A 15,306-nucleotide genomic window follows, 5' to 3' on the forward strand; every position below is an offset into this window, starting at 1 on the left:
ATTAGATTATTGAGGATCAAAGCAAGAGGTTATCGAAATCAAGAACGATTTAAAACAGCAGTGATGTTTCACTATGGTAATTTAGATATGGGATTTTGAGTCTGACCACCATGATCGGGGAAGACCCGTTAATATACAGTATTTTTAAATGTATAAGGAGAAAAAGTCAATATCGATAAAGAATATTTTTTATTTACACTTATCGTAGTTGAATAATTAACACGAAGTAAAATCAAATAGTAAAATAAAACAAAAGGTTAGGTTGCTCGTTGAATAGTTTGGTATTCATAAACGTATTGTCTGCCATTAAAAAATCAGTATTCTAATAATAAAATAGAGCCCATATTGAGATGAGTATAGAACGAAATGTTGCATTCGGTACGAATATCTAAAGATGATATACAAGAGAAAAGCCTGATTAATCGATTATATGATAAGTCCTTCCCTCTCTATGAACAAAGAAGCTATCAAGGCCGTGAAGCAATATTAAGCCATGAGGATTATTACCTTTACTATTTTACAGACAATGGTGAGTTTATTGGTTTTATTGGCAGCTGGAAGGTTGGTGACTATTTTTATATTGAACATCTCGCCATTTCATCAATACATAGAGGAAAAGGTTATGGACAAAGGGTATTAAAGCAATTTTGTCTTAAGGTCGGAAAAATTATCCTTGAAATTGACCCTGTTATTGATGAAGTTAGTCAAAAAAGGCTTTCTTTTTACCAGCACTGTGGGTTTCAACAAAATAACTATCAACATGCTCATCCTAGTTATTATCCTGAAAATAAGCCCCATGAACTTGAAATCTTGAGCTATCCAACTGCAATCAATGTTGAAACTTACCAAAAATTTGCCCAAATGTTGCAAACTGTGGTGATGGTAAAATCTTTATTATAGCTTTGGCTATAGTTAGTCAGGAATATAGCAGTAGATAAGCTCTGGGTCGTTGTCATCCAAATTTTCAATGTAGCCACTAGGAATAAAACCCGCTTTTAACAAAAGTTGTTGAGTGGCCGTATTGGATTGATTCGTTGAAGTGAAAACTTTTTGGGTTTTGCTCTGTTTTTTTAGCTGGTTAATAAGAGAAAGCCCAAGCCCTTGCCGGCGATATTGATGGTTGACCATTAGTAGCTCAATAAATCCATGAGTGAAAAATTGCTGATTTATTACGCCATACGCTAATATTTTGTCATTACCCTCTAAAACAAAACACGTTTTTTGTTCGACCCAGTGTTCAATTTCTTCACGTCGTTTTTTTGTCCCTAGGCTATCTATCTGATAAATTTTAGCTATATCAACCATTGTGGCTAAGCGAAATTTCATGGTTATTTATCTCTAATATATTTAAACACGACAGTATAGGATTAAATTGTTTTAATTTTCAATAAAATATGGGGGGTAGAAATAATAATTCTATTGTATGGCTATTTCTGTGGGGAGTATAGCGTAATTATGTCAAAAAACATGGTATTAAATACAATGCATATGCTTTATAAGATGTCACAAGACAAAATTATTGAGGTGAATATTGATAATCGAAAGCCATAGAGAATATTTAGACCAGACGTTTAGTGATTTAGATATGGAAGACGGACAATTTGAGCATGTGCTATTTGAACGATGCGAGTTTATCAATTGCAACTTTACCCATAGTTATTTTTCACATTGTCGGTTCATCGAATGTACGTTATCTAAATGTAACCTCAGTTTAATGTGTATTCCAAGTACACGGTTTTCAAGTTGTGAGTTTATAGGAAGCAAATTGGTTGGTATTGATTGGACAACAGGGTATTGGCCTCGTTTCGACTTTTATTCACAATTAAGCTTTAGAAGTTGCATCTTAAGCAGTAGTAACTTTTTTGCCCTAAAACTTCATGAAACTTATTTTGATGATTGCCGCTTACATGATGTTGACTTTAGAAATGCAGAATTAAATAAGTCGGTGATAACTGATTCTGATTTGTCTAACAGCTTATTTATGCAAACAAATTTAACGTCAGTAGACTTTACAGGAACGCACTCTTTTACCATTGATATCCGTGAAAATAAACTTAGTCAGGCGAAGTTTTCCCGTTTTGAAGCTCTGGCATTATTACATAGTTTAGATATTCAACTGGTGGACTAAATGATAGTAAATTACCAAATAAAAAACGCCCTTGGCAGGAGAGACCTGAAAGGGCGGTTACTTGGGATCACATAGCATACATAAGTCCTATTTGCTTATCTTCTATCTCAATACTGATTTTGTCGCTATCTGGTGTTTCAATCGTCGCCAAAGAGATGAAAAAAACAATGACAATGATAGTGTATACGAGAAACATACAAACCTCCCGTAATGCTTGGTGTTAACTATACTGCACATAAGCGTATTCGCTCTACTTAAGAATAAATCAGGTTTTAAAATTTGAAAATATTTATTGATGCTTACTTTTGATTATTTTTTATTATTAACTTTGCCATTTGTGAGGGTATTTGCGTTTTAATTATAAGTAATTAGAATGTTAGGTGTTAATGATATGATTTAAGTGGAAACCGTGACTTAAAAGGAAAAACGCAATTCGGGGCGGGCCGAGTATCTATGTTTAAGAGGTAACTCGTGATGGTTCTAGCGCCGCGGCGACGAAAGCTAATCTATGCTGTTGTTTTTGAGTTTTTTGCTATTTTATTAAGTGCGTTGCTACTTTTTATTCTCAATAATGAGAACTCACCAGCCTCATTGCCTGTAGCTATCGCTGTTTCTGTGATAGCGCTTATTTGGAATTATTTCTTTAATACCGTATTTGAATACCTTGAGCTCTCATTTGGGGTGGTGAAGCGAACTTTTAAGGTTAGGGTGTTGCACTCTGCTGGATTCGAGATAGGCCTTTTTATTTTCACTGTCCCACTTTATATGTGGTGGTATGACGTTAGTTTTTTTAAAGCGCTTAGTATGGAGGTAACTATCTTAGTTTTCTTCTTCATATACACCTATGTATTTACCTATATTTTTGATTTGCTATTTCCTCGTGTTAATTGATTTGAGTCTAGAGCTATTCAGGCTTTACACCAACGAATTTCAGACATGAAATAAACCTCAAGTGGGTAGAAAAAGATGCGTCGGCTTTTATTTACAAATAAGTACTGGCATCATGGATGCAAGATTAATTGTGAAGTGGCGTTATTCCAATGAAAAGATTAAACATAGTTTCCTTGTTGCTTACATCCATAATATCCATAACCGCTTGGGCTAATTCAGGTAACGAATCAATATCATCGACAAAGATAACTGCTAAACACATCACAAGTGACTTAGATTCTGCCCCATTTGGGTTTAAATGGGGCGATGACATAAATCTAGTTAAAGGTAAACTCTCGGGGCAATATGAAATAATCGAAGCTTTAGACACATGTCCATTTACAATCGTAAAAGCGAATAACTTAGATGAAGTAATAAAGGGGACAGGGGAATATGAGCTGCTCATTATGCCAAAATATGAAGGTGTTACTTTCAGCGGGTTAATAGCGATTAGTTACAAAAGCAAGCCTGCAAATGTCAGGGAGTATTATAGCCTGCTTAATAAAATTACTAATAGTTTGAGTAAGGAGTATGGTGTGCTTCAACGTGCGAGAAGTATAGATACAATGGAGCGATATTACTTTTTTGAAGGTGAAAATCTGACCATTAACCTTACTGCGGATCAATACAAAGACTACTTTTCTATTGATTTAGAATATGCCTTCACAGGAGACAGGAAAGATCTGGAAACAGAGCAAGGTTATTCTCGATACTATCTCAGTTATTCTACCGCAGAAGAAATATGTAAGAAGCAACGAAGCCAGCACTGAAGTTTTTAACGCATAGCCCGCTAATATTGTAGGTTTTTATGTCTAGAAGTAAGTAAATTAGTCATCCTCAATGGGCTATCGAAAACAATCATAACACAAGTAGATGTTACGCTCTCAGACTGCTCTAGAAACCATTATTGTAGGCAAAACCCTGCGCTCAAGGCTACTGTTTTTCGCAAAAGAATACATGATAGAAAACGGGGTAGATTTATACATCAGTTTTACACTAAGCAAATTTCAGGCACAAAAAAACCAACCTTAAGTGGTTGGTTTCTTTATAAAAAATTGGTCGGCATGATAGGATTTGAACCTACGACCCCCGACACCCCATGACGGTGCGCTACCAAGCTGCGCTACATGCCGAACTGTGGTTTATACTACTCAATTTGCACTTAAAAGCAATAGGTCTTGATGCGACTGGTTGATAATTAAACACTAATTCTCATTAAAACGTTTCAATTCAGTGAAAATTTTCAAAAGCTCAGCCAAGTTGGGTTTTTCATCATTTTTGATGTTGCCTTGTTTATCATAGATATTAAATTGACCATTTTGATCCATGTATAGCGTAGCATTGTCGGTCGTAATGACGACATCATCATTATCACCAGTTATCACCCATGGATAAACACGTTGATTGCTGAATAAATCTTCACCTTGGCTGTAATCATCTGTCGGGTTAGTGACGTGCAATAAGCGCTGCATCAGTGTTGTCATGATATCTTGATGGCTAGTTAGTTTGGCAATTTCCTGTGCTGGTGTATTCGGCCAGTAAATGATTAAAGGTACTTGCATTTTATCGCGGTTAAAGCGCTTATCATCAAGCCAATTTTTCTCTTCTTTACCTTGGTTATTGTAATTTGCCGTTACAATCACAATGGTATTATGCAAACGGTTATCTCGTTTCAAGGTTTCGATGACACGATCAATTTGTTCATTGGTTTTTGTACTTCCTGGGGTGCCTTTAATATTCAGGAAAGAGAACCAAGGGGAATCGTATTTTAGATTATCCAACCAATTAACCCATTGAGATACAGTTAAATTATCGTTATCTGCTGTTTTGGCTGGCAGCGAATAATCAGACAAAATAGCGTGTCGGAATAAGGGTGAATTAAAGCCATCAGTAGAAAATAGACCAAATTGATAACCTTGATGCTGAAGAGCTTCAATCAGAACGGATGGATGACGACCATTTAGGATATTATCGAAATAACTTGATGAAATCCCATAAAATAAACCAAACAATGCCGTATCATTATGCAAGCCAGAGGTATAATGGTTAGTGAATTGTGTACTGATTCCCTTAAATTCATTGAGTGCATTTAGCGAATCTTGTTGAGATTTGTCTCCAAGGTCATCAATCACCAGTAGCAATAAATTATAACCTGAACCTTGATCATAATAACTCAATGGTTTAATCGGATAACTTAATTTAAGTGCAGTAGGACTTCCTTGTTGGAATACGCGGTTTTGGTGCTCTGTTAAGTCTAATAACCCATATCTGTCAAGTAGTTTACGAGCAGTCATTGGCTGAGATAGTGGGTAGTTATAGCGCTGCATAGTGATAGGGCGATAAAAGTTAGCATCCGCCCAAGCATACATCAGGTGTGACATAATGAAGGTCACAATAAAGATACCTGCCAGAGGTTTGCCAAAAGTTTGTCTATTCAGGCTGCGCAGTTTCTGCCAGCTCCAAGTGGCAAATAACATTTCAACCAGAAATATAATTGGGATACTGATAAACATCAGTTGCCATTCACGCGCCATTTCCCCTTTTAGAGGGTTAATAACAAGATCCCAAACTTGAGGTGTCAGGTGTAAGCCAAATTGGCTAAAAACGCGAATGTCAAAGATGAGAAGTGTGATACCCGCTGTTGCTAAAGCCACACAAATTAGTCTCAGTAGCCGCTGAGACATAACAATAAAGGTCAGTGGAAAAATAATTAGCAGATATGCAGCAAACACAATAAAGCTAAAATGACCTAACCAACTGACGAAAGCATAAACTCGACCAGTTAATGTATCTGGCCAATCAAAAATAAACAGATAGCTACTACTTAGCACAAGGCTAAGCAGTATATTGAATAGTGTAAACCAGTGCCCCCAACCAATCATGTTGGAGACTTTGTCACGATATCGCAGATGGGTGACCATGCTGTTTATTTTATTTTCAATTAGTGTGATTGATCTTCTTTAACAGAAGAAAGTAACGCGTTTGCAAAGGACTCTGCGATCATTTTACGTTGCGCAGGGGCAACTGAAGTATTCAGCAGATTCGTCACCATATTACCTAACACCATAAGGGAAAGGTCAACAGGGGTATGGTTTTTTTCTAACACATTAACGAGGTCAGAAAGTAAACCTTCAACTTTTTCATCACTATAGCGAGATGATTGTGGCATAAATTGAAACATCCTAAATTAATGAAAGCTCCATATCATAGCGTATAGCTGCTAGTTTTTCTTCTTTCTTCGCAACAAATTTTCGTTTAAATAGTAATAATGCTTATTCAGATTCGTAAAATGTGTATTAGTTCAGCATTTCGGGGTGAAAAAATAGGCAAAAAATAGTTTTTATTGCAGACGGGGAATATCAATGTTTGAATACGCGCGACAATATTTCTGCTATTAAAGAAGGAGCCAACAATGAGTCTGGAAATTACCCAGATAGCTTTACATCAGTTGATTAAGCGGGATGAACAAACCCTTGAGGTGATGCTACGGGATTCTTTATTGACGGCAGATGATGTCGTTCAGGACATGATGGCAGAATTACACCGTGTCTATAGTGCGAAAAGCAAAGCATTTGGTGAGTTCAATGAAGAAAGTGAATTGGCGGATGCATTAAAGCTATTGCGTAAAGGCGAAGAAGAGTTTTTAGGCTTCAGCCGTGCGATGACGGTGCGTTTAAAAGATGAATTGGCAAAATATCCATTTGCAGAAGGGGGCGTCGTCCTGTTCTGCCAATATCGCTATCTAGCGGTAGAATACCTATTAATTTCAGTGCTTAATAGCTGTGATAGCATGTTTGTGACAGATACATTAGATTTAGGCACAACGCATTATTTAGATATCCCTCATGCGGATATTGTCGCTCGAATTGATTTAACTGAATGGGAAACGAATCCTGAGTCAAAACGCTATTTAACCTTTTTAAAAGGTCGAGTAGGGCGTAAGGTTTCTGATTTCTTTATGGATTTTCTGGCTGCTTCCGAAGGATTGAACGCAAAAGTACAAAATAAAGGCTTAGTCCAAGCGCTGGATGACTTTTGTGATAATGCCCAAATGGATAAAAATACGCGTCAGGCGTATCGTCAGCAAGTACATAGCTATTGTACTGAGCAACTACAATCAGGTGAAGAAATTGAGTTACAAGCGTTGGCAAAAGAATTACCAATGGTTGAAGAACAAAGTTTTGATGATTTTGCTCGCCAAAATGATTATCAGCTAGAGGAAAGTTTCCCAGCTGATCGGGGCACACTCAAACAGTTAACTAAGTTTTCGGGTAGTGGTGGCGGTATCACTATTAGCTTTGATGCGATGTTGATGGGGGAACGAATTTTTTGGGACCCAGTGACGGATACGTTAACAATTCGCGGAACACCGCCTAATTTACGTGATCAGCTACAACGTCGCGGTAGTAAGTAATCAGAAGTGAATAACATTGTTAAATAATTAGCTGGTGGCGGTTTTGTGTGAGCAGAGAGGTTTCTCACTGGTTAATGAGTATTTATCGATAGAAATAAATAACGCCGCAATTGCGGCGTTATTTACTCGGCGTCCCGAAAATTTCTAAAGCTCGGCTGTGGGCTTTAATTAAGCGCGCAGGAAGTCAATGTGCGTCACTTTTGGCTTAAATGGGTGACGTTGAACAGCCTGAACTTTTACTTTAGTTTCTTTACCATCGATAACCAGATTCAGAACTTCGTAAAATTCTGCTTTGCTTTCTTGGTTAATGATTTCATCGTGGTTAAGAGTTACAGAGATAGCTTCTTGGTTGCCACCGTAAACGATAGCTGGAAGCTGGTTATCTCTGCGCAGGCGGCGGCTCGCACCCTTACCCTGCTCTTTACGTTCAATTGCATTGATAGTTAACATTACTATTTCTCTATAAAAAGAAAATATAAATTCCTGCTACAGGCGACCCAGCAGCAGGTTCGAGATTTGGCCAGTGAATACTTTATTCTAAGAACAAGATATCTAGAGGCGGCGGCATTTTAACGAAAAATCGACCATCCAGCAATCATTAAGATCATTTTTACGTTAAGACAGCGAGTCAGAGACACGGAAACGCCCTTGATAATCGAATATTTTTTCTCGTATTTCCCAAAAACGTTCTTTTTTTCTAGCGACGATGAACTGTGGATAACGTAATAGTGACTGTTGCAATAAAATGTCATTAACATTGTTCCATTTAAATGGGATACCAGGAGCACGTTGATGTTCTCGTAAAAAACGATATTCAAATGCTTTTTTTTGCGCAGGAGTGCTTAGGCGGAACCGTTCGGAGACACTGGTTCCATCTTCATCATAATAGTTAATTTTAAGCCATTCACCCTTGGCGTCATTGCCAGTAATGAATTGCATTCCACCGCAACGGATGATTAATGCATCTTTTAATTTTAATGCCGCTTTTAGCATGTCATCAGGGTCTGTAAGCACTTCTTGGCATTTTTGGCAGCGACGTGCTGCAATATCGTTCTCTGCACCACAGTGAGGACATTGCTTGAAGCGAAAACGGAATTCGCATTGTTGTTTCTGTCCGTTATCGTCTTCTTCCCAACCTTGGCAGCGCCGACCATAGTGTTCAATAATTTGCCCGTCTGACGTAGTTTTTCCCCAAAAGGTATTGGCAAATTGGCACAGAGGACAAAAAACCTGCACAGGTACACTGCTTGAATTAGGTTTGCTTGAGCCAACTTCTGGGCGAAATAAGTCATGAGGATTACCTGCATAATCTAAGATTAAACATTGCGTTTTGCCTTCAGCAAGACGTAAACCGCGACCAACAATTTGTTGGTATAAGCTTATTGATTCGGTAGGGCGTAAAATCGCAATGACATCGACATGAGGGGCGTCAAAACCTGTAGTGAGAACGGAAACATTAACTAAATAGTGTAATTGCTTATTTTTAAACTGCTGGATAAGCATTTTTCTGTCTGCCGCTGGAGTCTCTGCGGTGACTAAAGCCGCTGTGTTTTCAGGTAGATAACTGAGTATTTCTTTTGCATGCTCTACAGTGGCTGCAAAAATCATACAGCCTTGTAAAGTGTTTGCATATTCAACAATTTGAGACACAATTTTAGGTGTAATACGTTGTTGTTTTTTGAGTGATAGATTGAGCTCTCGCTCATTAAAAATACCGGAGGATGTGAGTGAAACTTGACTGAAGTCATACTGTAAAACAGGCATGTCTAAGCGTTCAGGAGGGACAAGAAACTTATTTTTAATCATGTAATGTAACGGTAATTCATAAATGCATTCGCGGAAAAAGCATTGTTCATCACCTCTTACCATACCATGATAATGATATTGATAAATCCACCCACTTCCTAGCCTATATGGTGTGGCTGTCAAGCCTAAAATACGTAATGAAGCGTTGTTAGCCTGTAAAACATGAATAATTTGTTGGTATTGGCTTTTGTCATTCAAACTTATGCGATGGCACTCATCAATAATTACTAGGGAAAAATTCGCATCAAAGGCCTGAAGGTTTCGAGCAACAGATTGCACACTGCCAAACACGACTTTGCTTTGTGATTCTTTTCGGTTAAGACCGGCTGCAAAAATATCGGCTTGTAAGCCATAAGCGAGATATTTGGCATGATTTTGTTCAACCAATTCTTTCACATGCGCTAAAACCAAGACTCGGCCGCGAGCAAGGCGAGCCAGTTCTGCAATGACCAGACTTTTTCCAGCCCCTGTTGGGAGAACTATTACCGCAGGCTGAGTCTGTTTGCGGAAGTATTGAAGCGTTGCATTGACAGCTTCTTGTTGATAAGGACGTAAAACAAAAGACATATTATTCAGTATTATGTAGTAAATCAGGTGAATGACGCTAAATTTAGTTTAAAACAATGCCTCTGTCTAAAGATACTTGTTGTGACAAGGAAACTATCCCTTCACTAATGTTATTGTTATAATGAATTATGTGATAGTAATCACAGCAACCTTTCATTGTATATTCTGGCAGTTGAGCGCTATTGTACGCTTGACTGGCATTCCTTCAAGTTAAGAGAATCTATGCGACTGGATAAATTTTTGTCCCAGCAATTAGGGATAAGCCGGAGTTTAGTGGCGCGGGAGCTGCGCGCGGGGCTTGTGACGGTTGATGATGAGGTCGTTAAATCGGGCTCTTTTCAAGTAACAAAAGACCATGAGGTCGCTTATGATGGCAATGTCCTTGTACAGATAACAGGGCCACGTTATTTCATGTTACATAAGCCTCAGGGGTATATTTGCTCAACGGATGATCCTACGCATCCAACTATCCTTTATTTTATTGATGAACCTCTCGCTCAAAAACTTCATTCCGCAGGGCGTTTAGATATTGATACTACAGGGTTAGTGCTCCTCACTGATGATGGGCAGTGGTCACACCGTATTACATCTCCTAAACATCATTGTGAGAAAACATATCGAGTGCAATTAAGTGACGATATTGCGGATGATGTTGCGGGACTATTTGAGCAAGGGGTGATGCTTAATGGTGAAAAATACCCAACTAAACCGGCAAAATTGGAAATTATTAGCTCTAAAGATGTTCGACTGACTATTAGCGAAGGGCGTTACCATCAAGTAAAGCGCATGTTTGCTGCAGTAGGTAATCATGTTTGTGGTTTACATCGTGAGAGAGTCGGGGAGATCTGGCTAGATGAGACGTTAGAGCCTGGAGAGTATCGTCCATTAACGGAAGCAGAAATAAACAGCATTAATGTACCACGTAAATAAGCGTTAGGAGTTTAAATAGTGCAACAGCAGCGTTCATCCTATTTGGGGCTGATATTAATATTAGGATTATTGTCGATGTTGATGCCATTGGCCATCGACATGTATCTACCTAGCTTTCCGACGATGATGCATTATTTTAATGTAGACGAAGGGCGTATTCAAATGACGCTCAATAGCTACATTTTTGGTTTTGCTATCGGGCAGTTGTTCTATGGGCCGATGGCCGACAGTATTGGGCGCAAACCCGTTATTTTAGGCGGAGTCATCGTTTTTGCCTTAGCATCTGCCGCTTGTGCAATTACTGAATCCATTGACTCTTTGATTTGGTTACGCTTCTTACATGGTTTCGCCGCTGCGGCAGCGAGTGTGGTTATCAATGCATTGATGCGCGACATGTTCACGCGTGATGAATTTTCTAGAAGTATGTCTTTTGTCGTACTTGTGATGACAATTGCCCCATTACTTGCACCTATTTTAGGCGGTGAGTTAATGCGTTGGTTCTCTTGGCATGCCATTTTCTGGAGCATCGCTATTGCTGCTGTGGTTGCGGTTATTTTGGTCAGTTGTTTTGTTCGAGAGACACTGCCAGCCGCGAAAAGACAAAAGTTTCATATCGGTAATACGTTGAGGCAATTTGCGACCCTATTTAGGGCAAAGCAAGTTTTGTTTTATATATTAGCCAGTTCATTTTCATTTGCAGGGATGTTCTCATTTTTAAATGCAGGAGCATTTGTTTATATCGATTTAAATGGTGTATCACCTCAACATTTTGGCTATTACTTCGGTATTAATATTGTCTTTCTCTTTATTATGACGACGATAAACAGCCGTTATGTCCGGCGTTTTGGTGCGGAAAGAATGCTTTACTTTGGTATTATTATACAATTTATCATGGGGTTATGGTTATTATTTACCACAGCCTTTGCTTTAGATTTCTGGACGTTAGTGATTGGGGTGGCTATCTATGTCAGTGGGATTGCGATGATTACGTCTAACGCCATGGCTGTTATTTTAGATAACTACCCACATATTGCAGGAACGGTGTCTTCCCTTGCAGGAACGATACGTTTTTCAATTGGTGCACTAGTTGGCACCTTATTGTCTTTGATACCCGCTAAAAATGCATGGCCAATGGTGGGTTCAATGGTGGCATGCGTTGCATTATCTATGTTATTTGTTTTATTAGCAAAAAGAACTAATTAGTTCTTTTTCTTCAGTTTCATGGATGAAACTGAATGCCTCTAGCCTTTCTACTCATCCTTTCTTTTATTTCTGAAGAGATTAAACCGAAGTGTTATCACTTACCTTATATTTCTGTTTGATTTTCAATAAACGACTATTCGTTAAATTCGAGTAGTTAGTTAAGGGTATTAAAATCTTCAGTCATAAATGATCTAAATCAATTATCATTAGTAGGAATTTTGTTAAATTTATGTGTCTTATATCATAATCTGGTATCTAGATAAAAATATATTCACTCTTCAAAAAATCACAGGTTTTTTTCTATTATCGTTTCAAGAATGTAAAAAACAGTTGGTTATTTTATGACTGGTGTTGACTCTAAATTTCAAAAATAATTTAGTTTTTAACGGAATTATCGTAAAAATGCATGTGCAAGGATTTATGTCACAAAAATTTAACGACATGCTGTCTTTTTAATGTTATATTTACACTTTAATTTTTTAACATTAATGTTACTTTTTTGGTGGCGAAAGCTCGGTTTGAACGAAGATTAGTTACACGAATTAATTTGCTTTTAAAAGCAAATTAAGCGTAATGGGATTGACTCAACCCCGTGTTAGATCAAGTGATAGGGTGAACCGGGTTTACTTGGCAAAATACTAAAATGTTTCAATAGGATATATTTGTGGAAAAATTAGGTCTTTCGGTGGTGCACAGGCTACCGCAAAGCTACCGCTGGTTATCAGGAAAAATAGGCACGGATGTTGAAGTGGTGCCTATGAACGATGTTGATAGCGATAAACTTGTGGGGCTAAAATTACTTAGTCATGACTGTGCAACAGATGGTATTGCAATGCAGCAGTTATCTGAGACGTTATCAGATATGCAAATTTCTAATGCTGTTTTAGAGTGGCAGAAAGAGGTTTGTCTATTTATTCACGCAAGTGATGAACTCGCGGCCATGTGTCGGCTAAAAGCCTCTGGTGTTGCAATTGCAGAATTATCTTCTGGTTTTTATTGTGCTTAATTTGGGCGCTTAATATAGATTAATAATATAGATTAAGTAGTAGCTTTATTTATTGTTATTACTTTTTGATGGTGGTGGTCAAAGTTGCCTATTAGTGGTGCCAGTCAGCGAGAGTGGCCTAGACGTTAGTGGGCTAGAGTTATTTTTCAATATACTAAAGTGGTTATTGGCAATTTTTGGTTAGTTAGCGATAAATTTTGTCTTAGATGAATATCAATAAAAAAGCTTCCAGTAGGTTATACTTGGAAGCTTTTTTATTGGTAAGGGAATAAGGGGGAACTAAAATTTAAGAGCCGTTAATAATACGTCGGCTCGCATAGTACCGTTTGTTCCAGTAAGAGTTTGTCATTTCTGAAACAATAACGCCATTGCTGGTTGATGCATGCACAAATTTATCATCACCAATGTAAATTCCTACATGTTTCATCCTGCGACCTGTTTTAAACAAAACTAAATCACCCGCTTTTAAATTATTGCGTTTTACGCTTTTACCTGATGATTCTTGTTCTGAGGTGGTGCGAGGTAATTGAACACCAAATTGTTCAAAGAAAGTGCGTTGAACAAAGCTTGAACAATCAATGCCGCTTTTGGTCGTTCCACCGAGGCGGTAAGCAACACCTTTCCAGTTAGCATATTGCTTCATGATTTTAGATTTAGTGTCAACACTTTGCACTAATTCTTCAAATTCGTCTTGAGAAGCCATCGCCAAAGAGTCTCCTGCTGAACCATTTAGCATGCGTGTATCAGATTTAGCAGTATATTGTGTATTTTTAGCTGACTTCGGGTTGGTACATGCTGTGAGCGTTACAGCAATTGCGATTGCTGGAACAATGCGCCAAGCATAGCGCTTAAGTTTCTCAGAAGTTAACATTCTTATATAAATCCCTTACCATTTTTTCATTGCATTATTGTGTAAAGAAACACAATAGAACTAAACTTATCCCTGTGAAAAACGCATTTAACAATAACAGTGAGTTTTTCGCAGAAACTGTTTATAACAGTACATCAAAACTTTTAATGTTGTAGCTGTTTCCATCACTCATAGAGTATCGATCAAGTATTAAGGCTAGCTAATATTTTAGCACTTGAATCTGGTATCACAACAACACCTGAAGTCAAACCTTAAAGAGCATACATAAACAAAAGCGAAATGGCGAGTTAATCGGGCTATAATTTACAAAACATTAGATAAAGACGCATATTTACTGTGAATCATTGTGATTATTATCATAAATTACGTGTAATCGCATAGTTAAGGGGGAGGGCTGCAAATAAAATATGATCTTCCTCACATTTAATTGCTTCTTTTATTCGGTTTATTTACGTAGTAAATGTTTTTTTAATGTTAATTGTAAAAAAGTTTAAATTTATATAAGTAGGTGGCGTATTTATTCATTAACTTAATATGGAAATAGCGACTTAACATTATTAATTGTTTTAAAAATACTCACATAAGTTAAGTTCTTTAGCTAGCTGTATATATATCAGTATTTTTCATGGTGAAGGCATAGCCTGCCAGTTTTGAGGGAATGTATGAATATTAACTTATACCATCTAGAAAATCTCATGTAGAGACTAGGATGAGTTTCGTAAAAAAGGGCTATAAAAATATAAAGTATGTGATGTTGAATTATTGAGATGTCAAATTAATATAATCTTATTTGGTAATCTTTATCTAAACGCTTTTCGAAATCAGCAAAACGACGTTTCAATGTAGAACGGGCTATAGTGGAGGAAAAATAATTGAGCGGAATTAGGTTAGATGACCCCAAATTATCAATAATAATAAATTGACCGTGTGGTTTATAGCCTAATTGATAAACAATATTATACGTTTTTAATGCCATTGTGGCGATGGCTTCCTTGTAAACCATTTCTTTGAATTGTTTATATGCGATCTTTATATTTTTTTTATGTTTTAAGAATAAATGTTTATTTTGAAGGTAATAATCTAAAGTATGTGAAACATTACCTGTTTTATCTTTAACGAGTTGGAAAACATATCCTAAACCAAGGTTAGTCTCTTGAGTTCCATAATAGCGTGATATGGTCTGACTGGTGATCTTTTTACTATATAAGCGCTTATAATAACGAACTTCCCTTAGTGTTTCCTTGTCATCACGTCCACTCAAATGCACTTTTATACAGAGTTCATCATACTCTGGATGCTGGTAACAGGCACGCTGTCGGCCTGATGCAATTAAATTTGAGGGACATAATTGAACTTTACTAGTTAGATTCTTTTTCATATCAATAACCACTTATTATTAACGTGTTGAGTGTTAACGTATTGAATATAAGCACCATTTAGTAATGATAATT

At 37.3% G+C, this 15,306-nt stretch carries 16 protein-coding genes, 1 tRNA gene and 1 pseudogene; 9 read left to right on the forward strand and 9 right to left on the reverse strand.

The window, feature by feature from the left end:
* Positions 1-366 precede the first annotated feature (366 nt).
* Positions 367-900 carry a GNAT family N-acetyltransferase gene (locus ACLPIE_RS20390; protein WP_430263532.1) on the forward strand — a complete coding sequence of 178 codons (534 nt, stop codon included), beginning with the start codon at positions 367-369 and terminating at the stop codon, positions 898-900.
* A gap of 12 nt (positions 901-912) precedes the next feature.
* Here the strand turns inward: ACLPIE_RS20390 and ACLPIE_RS20395 are convergent, their stop codons facing one another.
* Positions 913-1,326: a GNAT family N-acetyltransferase gene (locus tag ACLPIE_RS20395; protein WP_430263533.1), complete on the reverse strand. Its 414-nt coding sequence runs from the start codon at positions 1,324-1,326 to the stop codon at positions 913-915.
* Positions 1,327-1,531: 205 nt separating this feature from the next.
* On the opposite strand from ACLPIE_RS20395, the pseudogene ACLPIE_RS20400 reads away from it, so the two are divergent.
* Both ACLPIE_RS20400 and ACLPIE_RS20405 read left to right on the forward strand, forming a co-directional pair.
* Positions 1,532-1,741: pseudogene (locus ACLPIE_RS20400) on the forward strand (pentapeptide repeat-containing protein); the annotation flags it as partial.
* A gap of 24 nt (positions 1,742-1,765) precedes the next feature.
* Complete coding sequence (locus ACLPIE_RS20405) at positions 1,766-2,128, forward strand: pentapeptide repeat-containing protein (protein WP_430263567.1); 363 nt, start codon at positions 1,766-1,768, stop codon at positions 2,126-2,128.
* 67 nt (positions 2,129-2,195) lie between these two features.
* Here ACLPIE_RS20405 and ACLPIE_RS20410 read toward each other — a convergent pair whose 3' ends face one another.
* Entirely contained in the window at positions 2,196-2,324 is a 129-nt protein-coding gene (locus ACLPIE_RS20410; RefSeq protein WP_430263534.1) for a hypothetical protein, read from the reverse strand.
* 278 nt (positions 2,325-2,602) lie between these two features.
* Here ACLPIE_RS20410 and ACLPIE_RS20415 point away from each other — a divergent pair, with 278 nt between their 5' ends.
* Both ACLPIE_RS20415 and ACLPIE_RS20420 read left to right on the forward strand, forming a co-directional pair.
* Positions 2,603-3,019: a PACE efflux transporter gene (locus tag ACLPIE_RS20415; RefSeq protein ID WP_430263535.1), complete on the forward strand. Its 417-nt coding sequence runs from the start codon at positions 2,603-2,605 to the stop codon at positions 3,017-3,019.
* Between the two features lie 149 nt (positions 3,020-3,168).
* Positions 3,169-3,828 (forward strand): hypothetical protein, encoded by a 660-nt coding sequence (locus tag ACLPIE_RS20420; protein ID WP_430263536.1) that lies wholly within the window; start codon positions 3,169-3,171, stop codon positions 3,826-3,828.
* Positions 3,829-4,114: 286 nt separating this feature from the next.
* On the opposite strand, the gene ACLPIE_RS20425 is transcribed toward ACLPIE_RS20420, so the two are convergent.
* The 3 genes from ACLPIE_RS20425 to ACLPIE_RS20435 all read right to left on the reverse strand — a co-directional run bounded on the left by ACLPIE_RS20425 (position 4,115) and on the right by ACLPIE_RS20435 (position 6,227).
* Positions 4,115-4,191 (reverse strand) — tRNA-Pro (locus ACLPIE_RS20425).
* Between the two features lie 72 nt (positions 4,192-4,263).
* Positions 4,264-5,979 carry an LPS biosynthesis-modulating metalloenzyme YejM gene (yejM, locus tag ACLPIE_RS20430; RefSeq protein WP_430263537.1) on the reverse strand — a complete coding sequence of 572 codons (1,716 nt, stop codon included), beginning with the start codon at positions 5,977-5,979 and terminating at the stop codon, positions 4,264-4,266.
* 20 nt (positions 5,980-5,999) lie between these two features.
* Positions 6,000-6,227 carry a YejL family protein gene (locus ACLPIE_RS20435; RefSeq protein ID WP_430263538.1) on the reverse strand — a complete coding sequence of 76 codons (228 nt, stop codon included), beginning with the start codon at positions 6,225-6,227 and terminating at the stop codon, positions 6,000-6,002.
* A 243-nt stretch (positions 6,228-6,470) separates the two neighbouring features.
* Here ACLPIE_RS20435 and yejK point away from each other — a divergent pair, with 243 nt between their 5' ends.
* Positions 6,471-7,472: a nucleoid-associated protein YejK gene (yejK, locus tag ACLPIE_RS20440; protein ID WP_430263539.1), complete on the forward strand. Its 1,002-nt coding sequence runs from the start codon at positions 6,471-6,473 to the stop codon at positions 7,470-7,472.
* A gap of 168 nt (positions 7,473-7,640) precedes the next feature.
* Here yejK and rplY read toward each other — a convergent pair whose 3' ends face one another.
* A complete protein-coding gene (rplY, locus tag ACLPIE_RS20445) occupies positions 7,641-7,922 on the reverse strand; it encodes a 50S ribosomal protein L25 (RefSeq protein WP_004260060.1) in 282 nt (93 codons plus the stop codon).
* A 165-nt stretch (positions 7,923-8,087) separates the two neighbouring features.
* Complete coding sequence (locus ACLPIE_RS20450) at positions 8,088-9,845, reverse strand: DEAD/DEAH box helicase (protein ID WP_430263540.1); 1,758 nt, start codon at positions 9,843-9,845, stop codon at positions 8,088-8,090.
* 222 nt (positions 9,846-10,067) lie between these two features.
* Here ACLPIE_RS20450 and rsuA point away from each other — a divergent pair, with 222 nt between their 5' ends.
* The 3 genes from rsuA to ACLPIE_RS20465 all read left to right on the forward strand — a co-directional run bounded on the left by rsuA (position 10,068) and on the right by ACLPIE_RS20465 (position 12,984).
* Positions 10,068-10,775 (forward strand): 16S rRNA pseudouridine(516) synthase RsuA, encoded by a 708-nt coding sequence (rsuA, locus tag ACLPIE_RS20455; protein ID WP_430263541.1) that lies wholly within the window; start codon positions 10,068-10,070, stop codon positions 10,773-10,775.
* Positions 10,776-10,793: 18 nt separating this feature from the next.
* Positions 10,794-11,978, forward strand: coding sequence for a Bcr/CflA family multidrug efflux MFS transporter (locus ACLPIE_RS20460; RefSeq protein WP_430263542.1), 1,185 nt, complete (start codon positions 10,794-10,796; stop codon positions 11,976-11,978).
* Between the two features lie 664 nt (positions 11,979-12,642).
* On the forward strand, positions 12,643-12,984 hold the full coding sequence (locus ACLPIE_RS20465; RefSeq protein WP_430263543.1) for a YejG family protein: 342 nt from the start codon (positions 12,643-12,645) through the stop codon (positions 12,982-12,984).
* Positions 12,985-13,270: 286 nt separating this feature from the next.
* On the opposite strand, the gene mepS is transcribed toward ACLPIE_RS20465, so the two are convergent.
* Both mepS and ACLPIE_RS20475 read right to left on the reverse strand, forming a co-directional pair.
* Complete coding sequence (gene mepS / locus ACLPIE_RS20470) at positions 13,271-13,855, reverse strand: bifunctional murein DD-endopeptidase/murein LD-carboxypeptidase (RefSeq protein WP_430263544.1); 585 nt, start codon at positions 13,853-13,855, stop codon at positions 13,271-13,273.
* 775 nt (positions 13,856-14,630) lie between these two features.
* Positions 14,631-15,233, reverse strand: coding sequence for a YrbL family protein (locus tag ACLPIE_RS20475; RefSeq protein WP_430263545.1), 603 nt, complete (start codon positions 15,231-15,233; stop codon positions 14,631-14,633).
* Positions 15,234-15,306: the final 73 nt, after the last annotated feature.

The sequence above is a fragment of the Providencia sp. Me31A genome, from assembly GCF_050487165.1.
In the GTDB taxonomy this organism is placed as follows: domain Bacteria; phylum Pseudomonadota; class Gammaproteobacteria; order Enterobacterales; family Enterobacteriaceae; genus Providencia.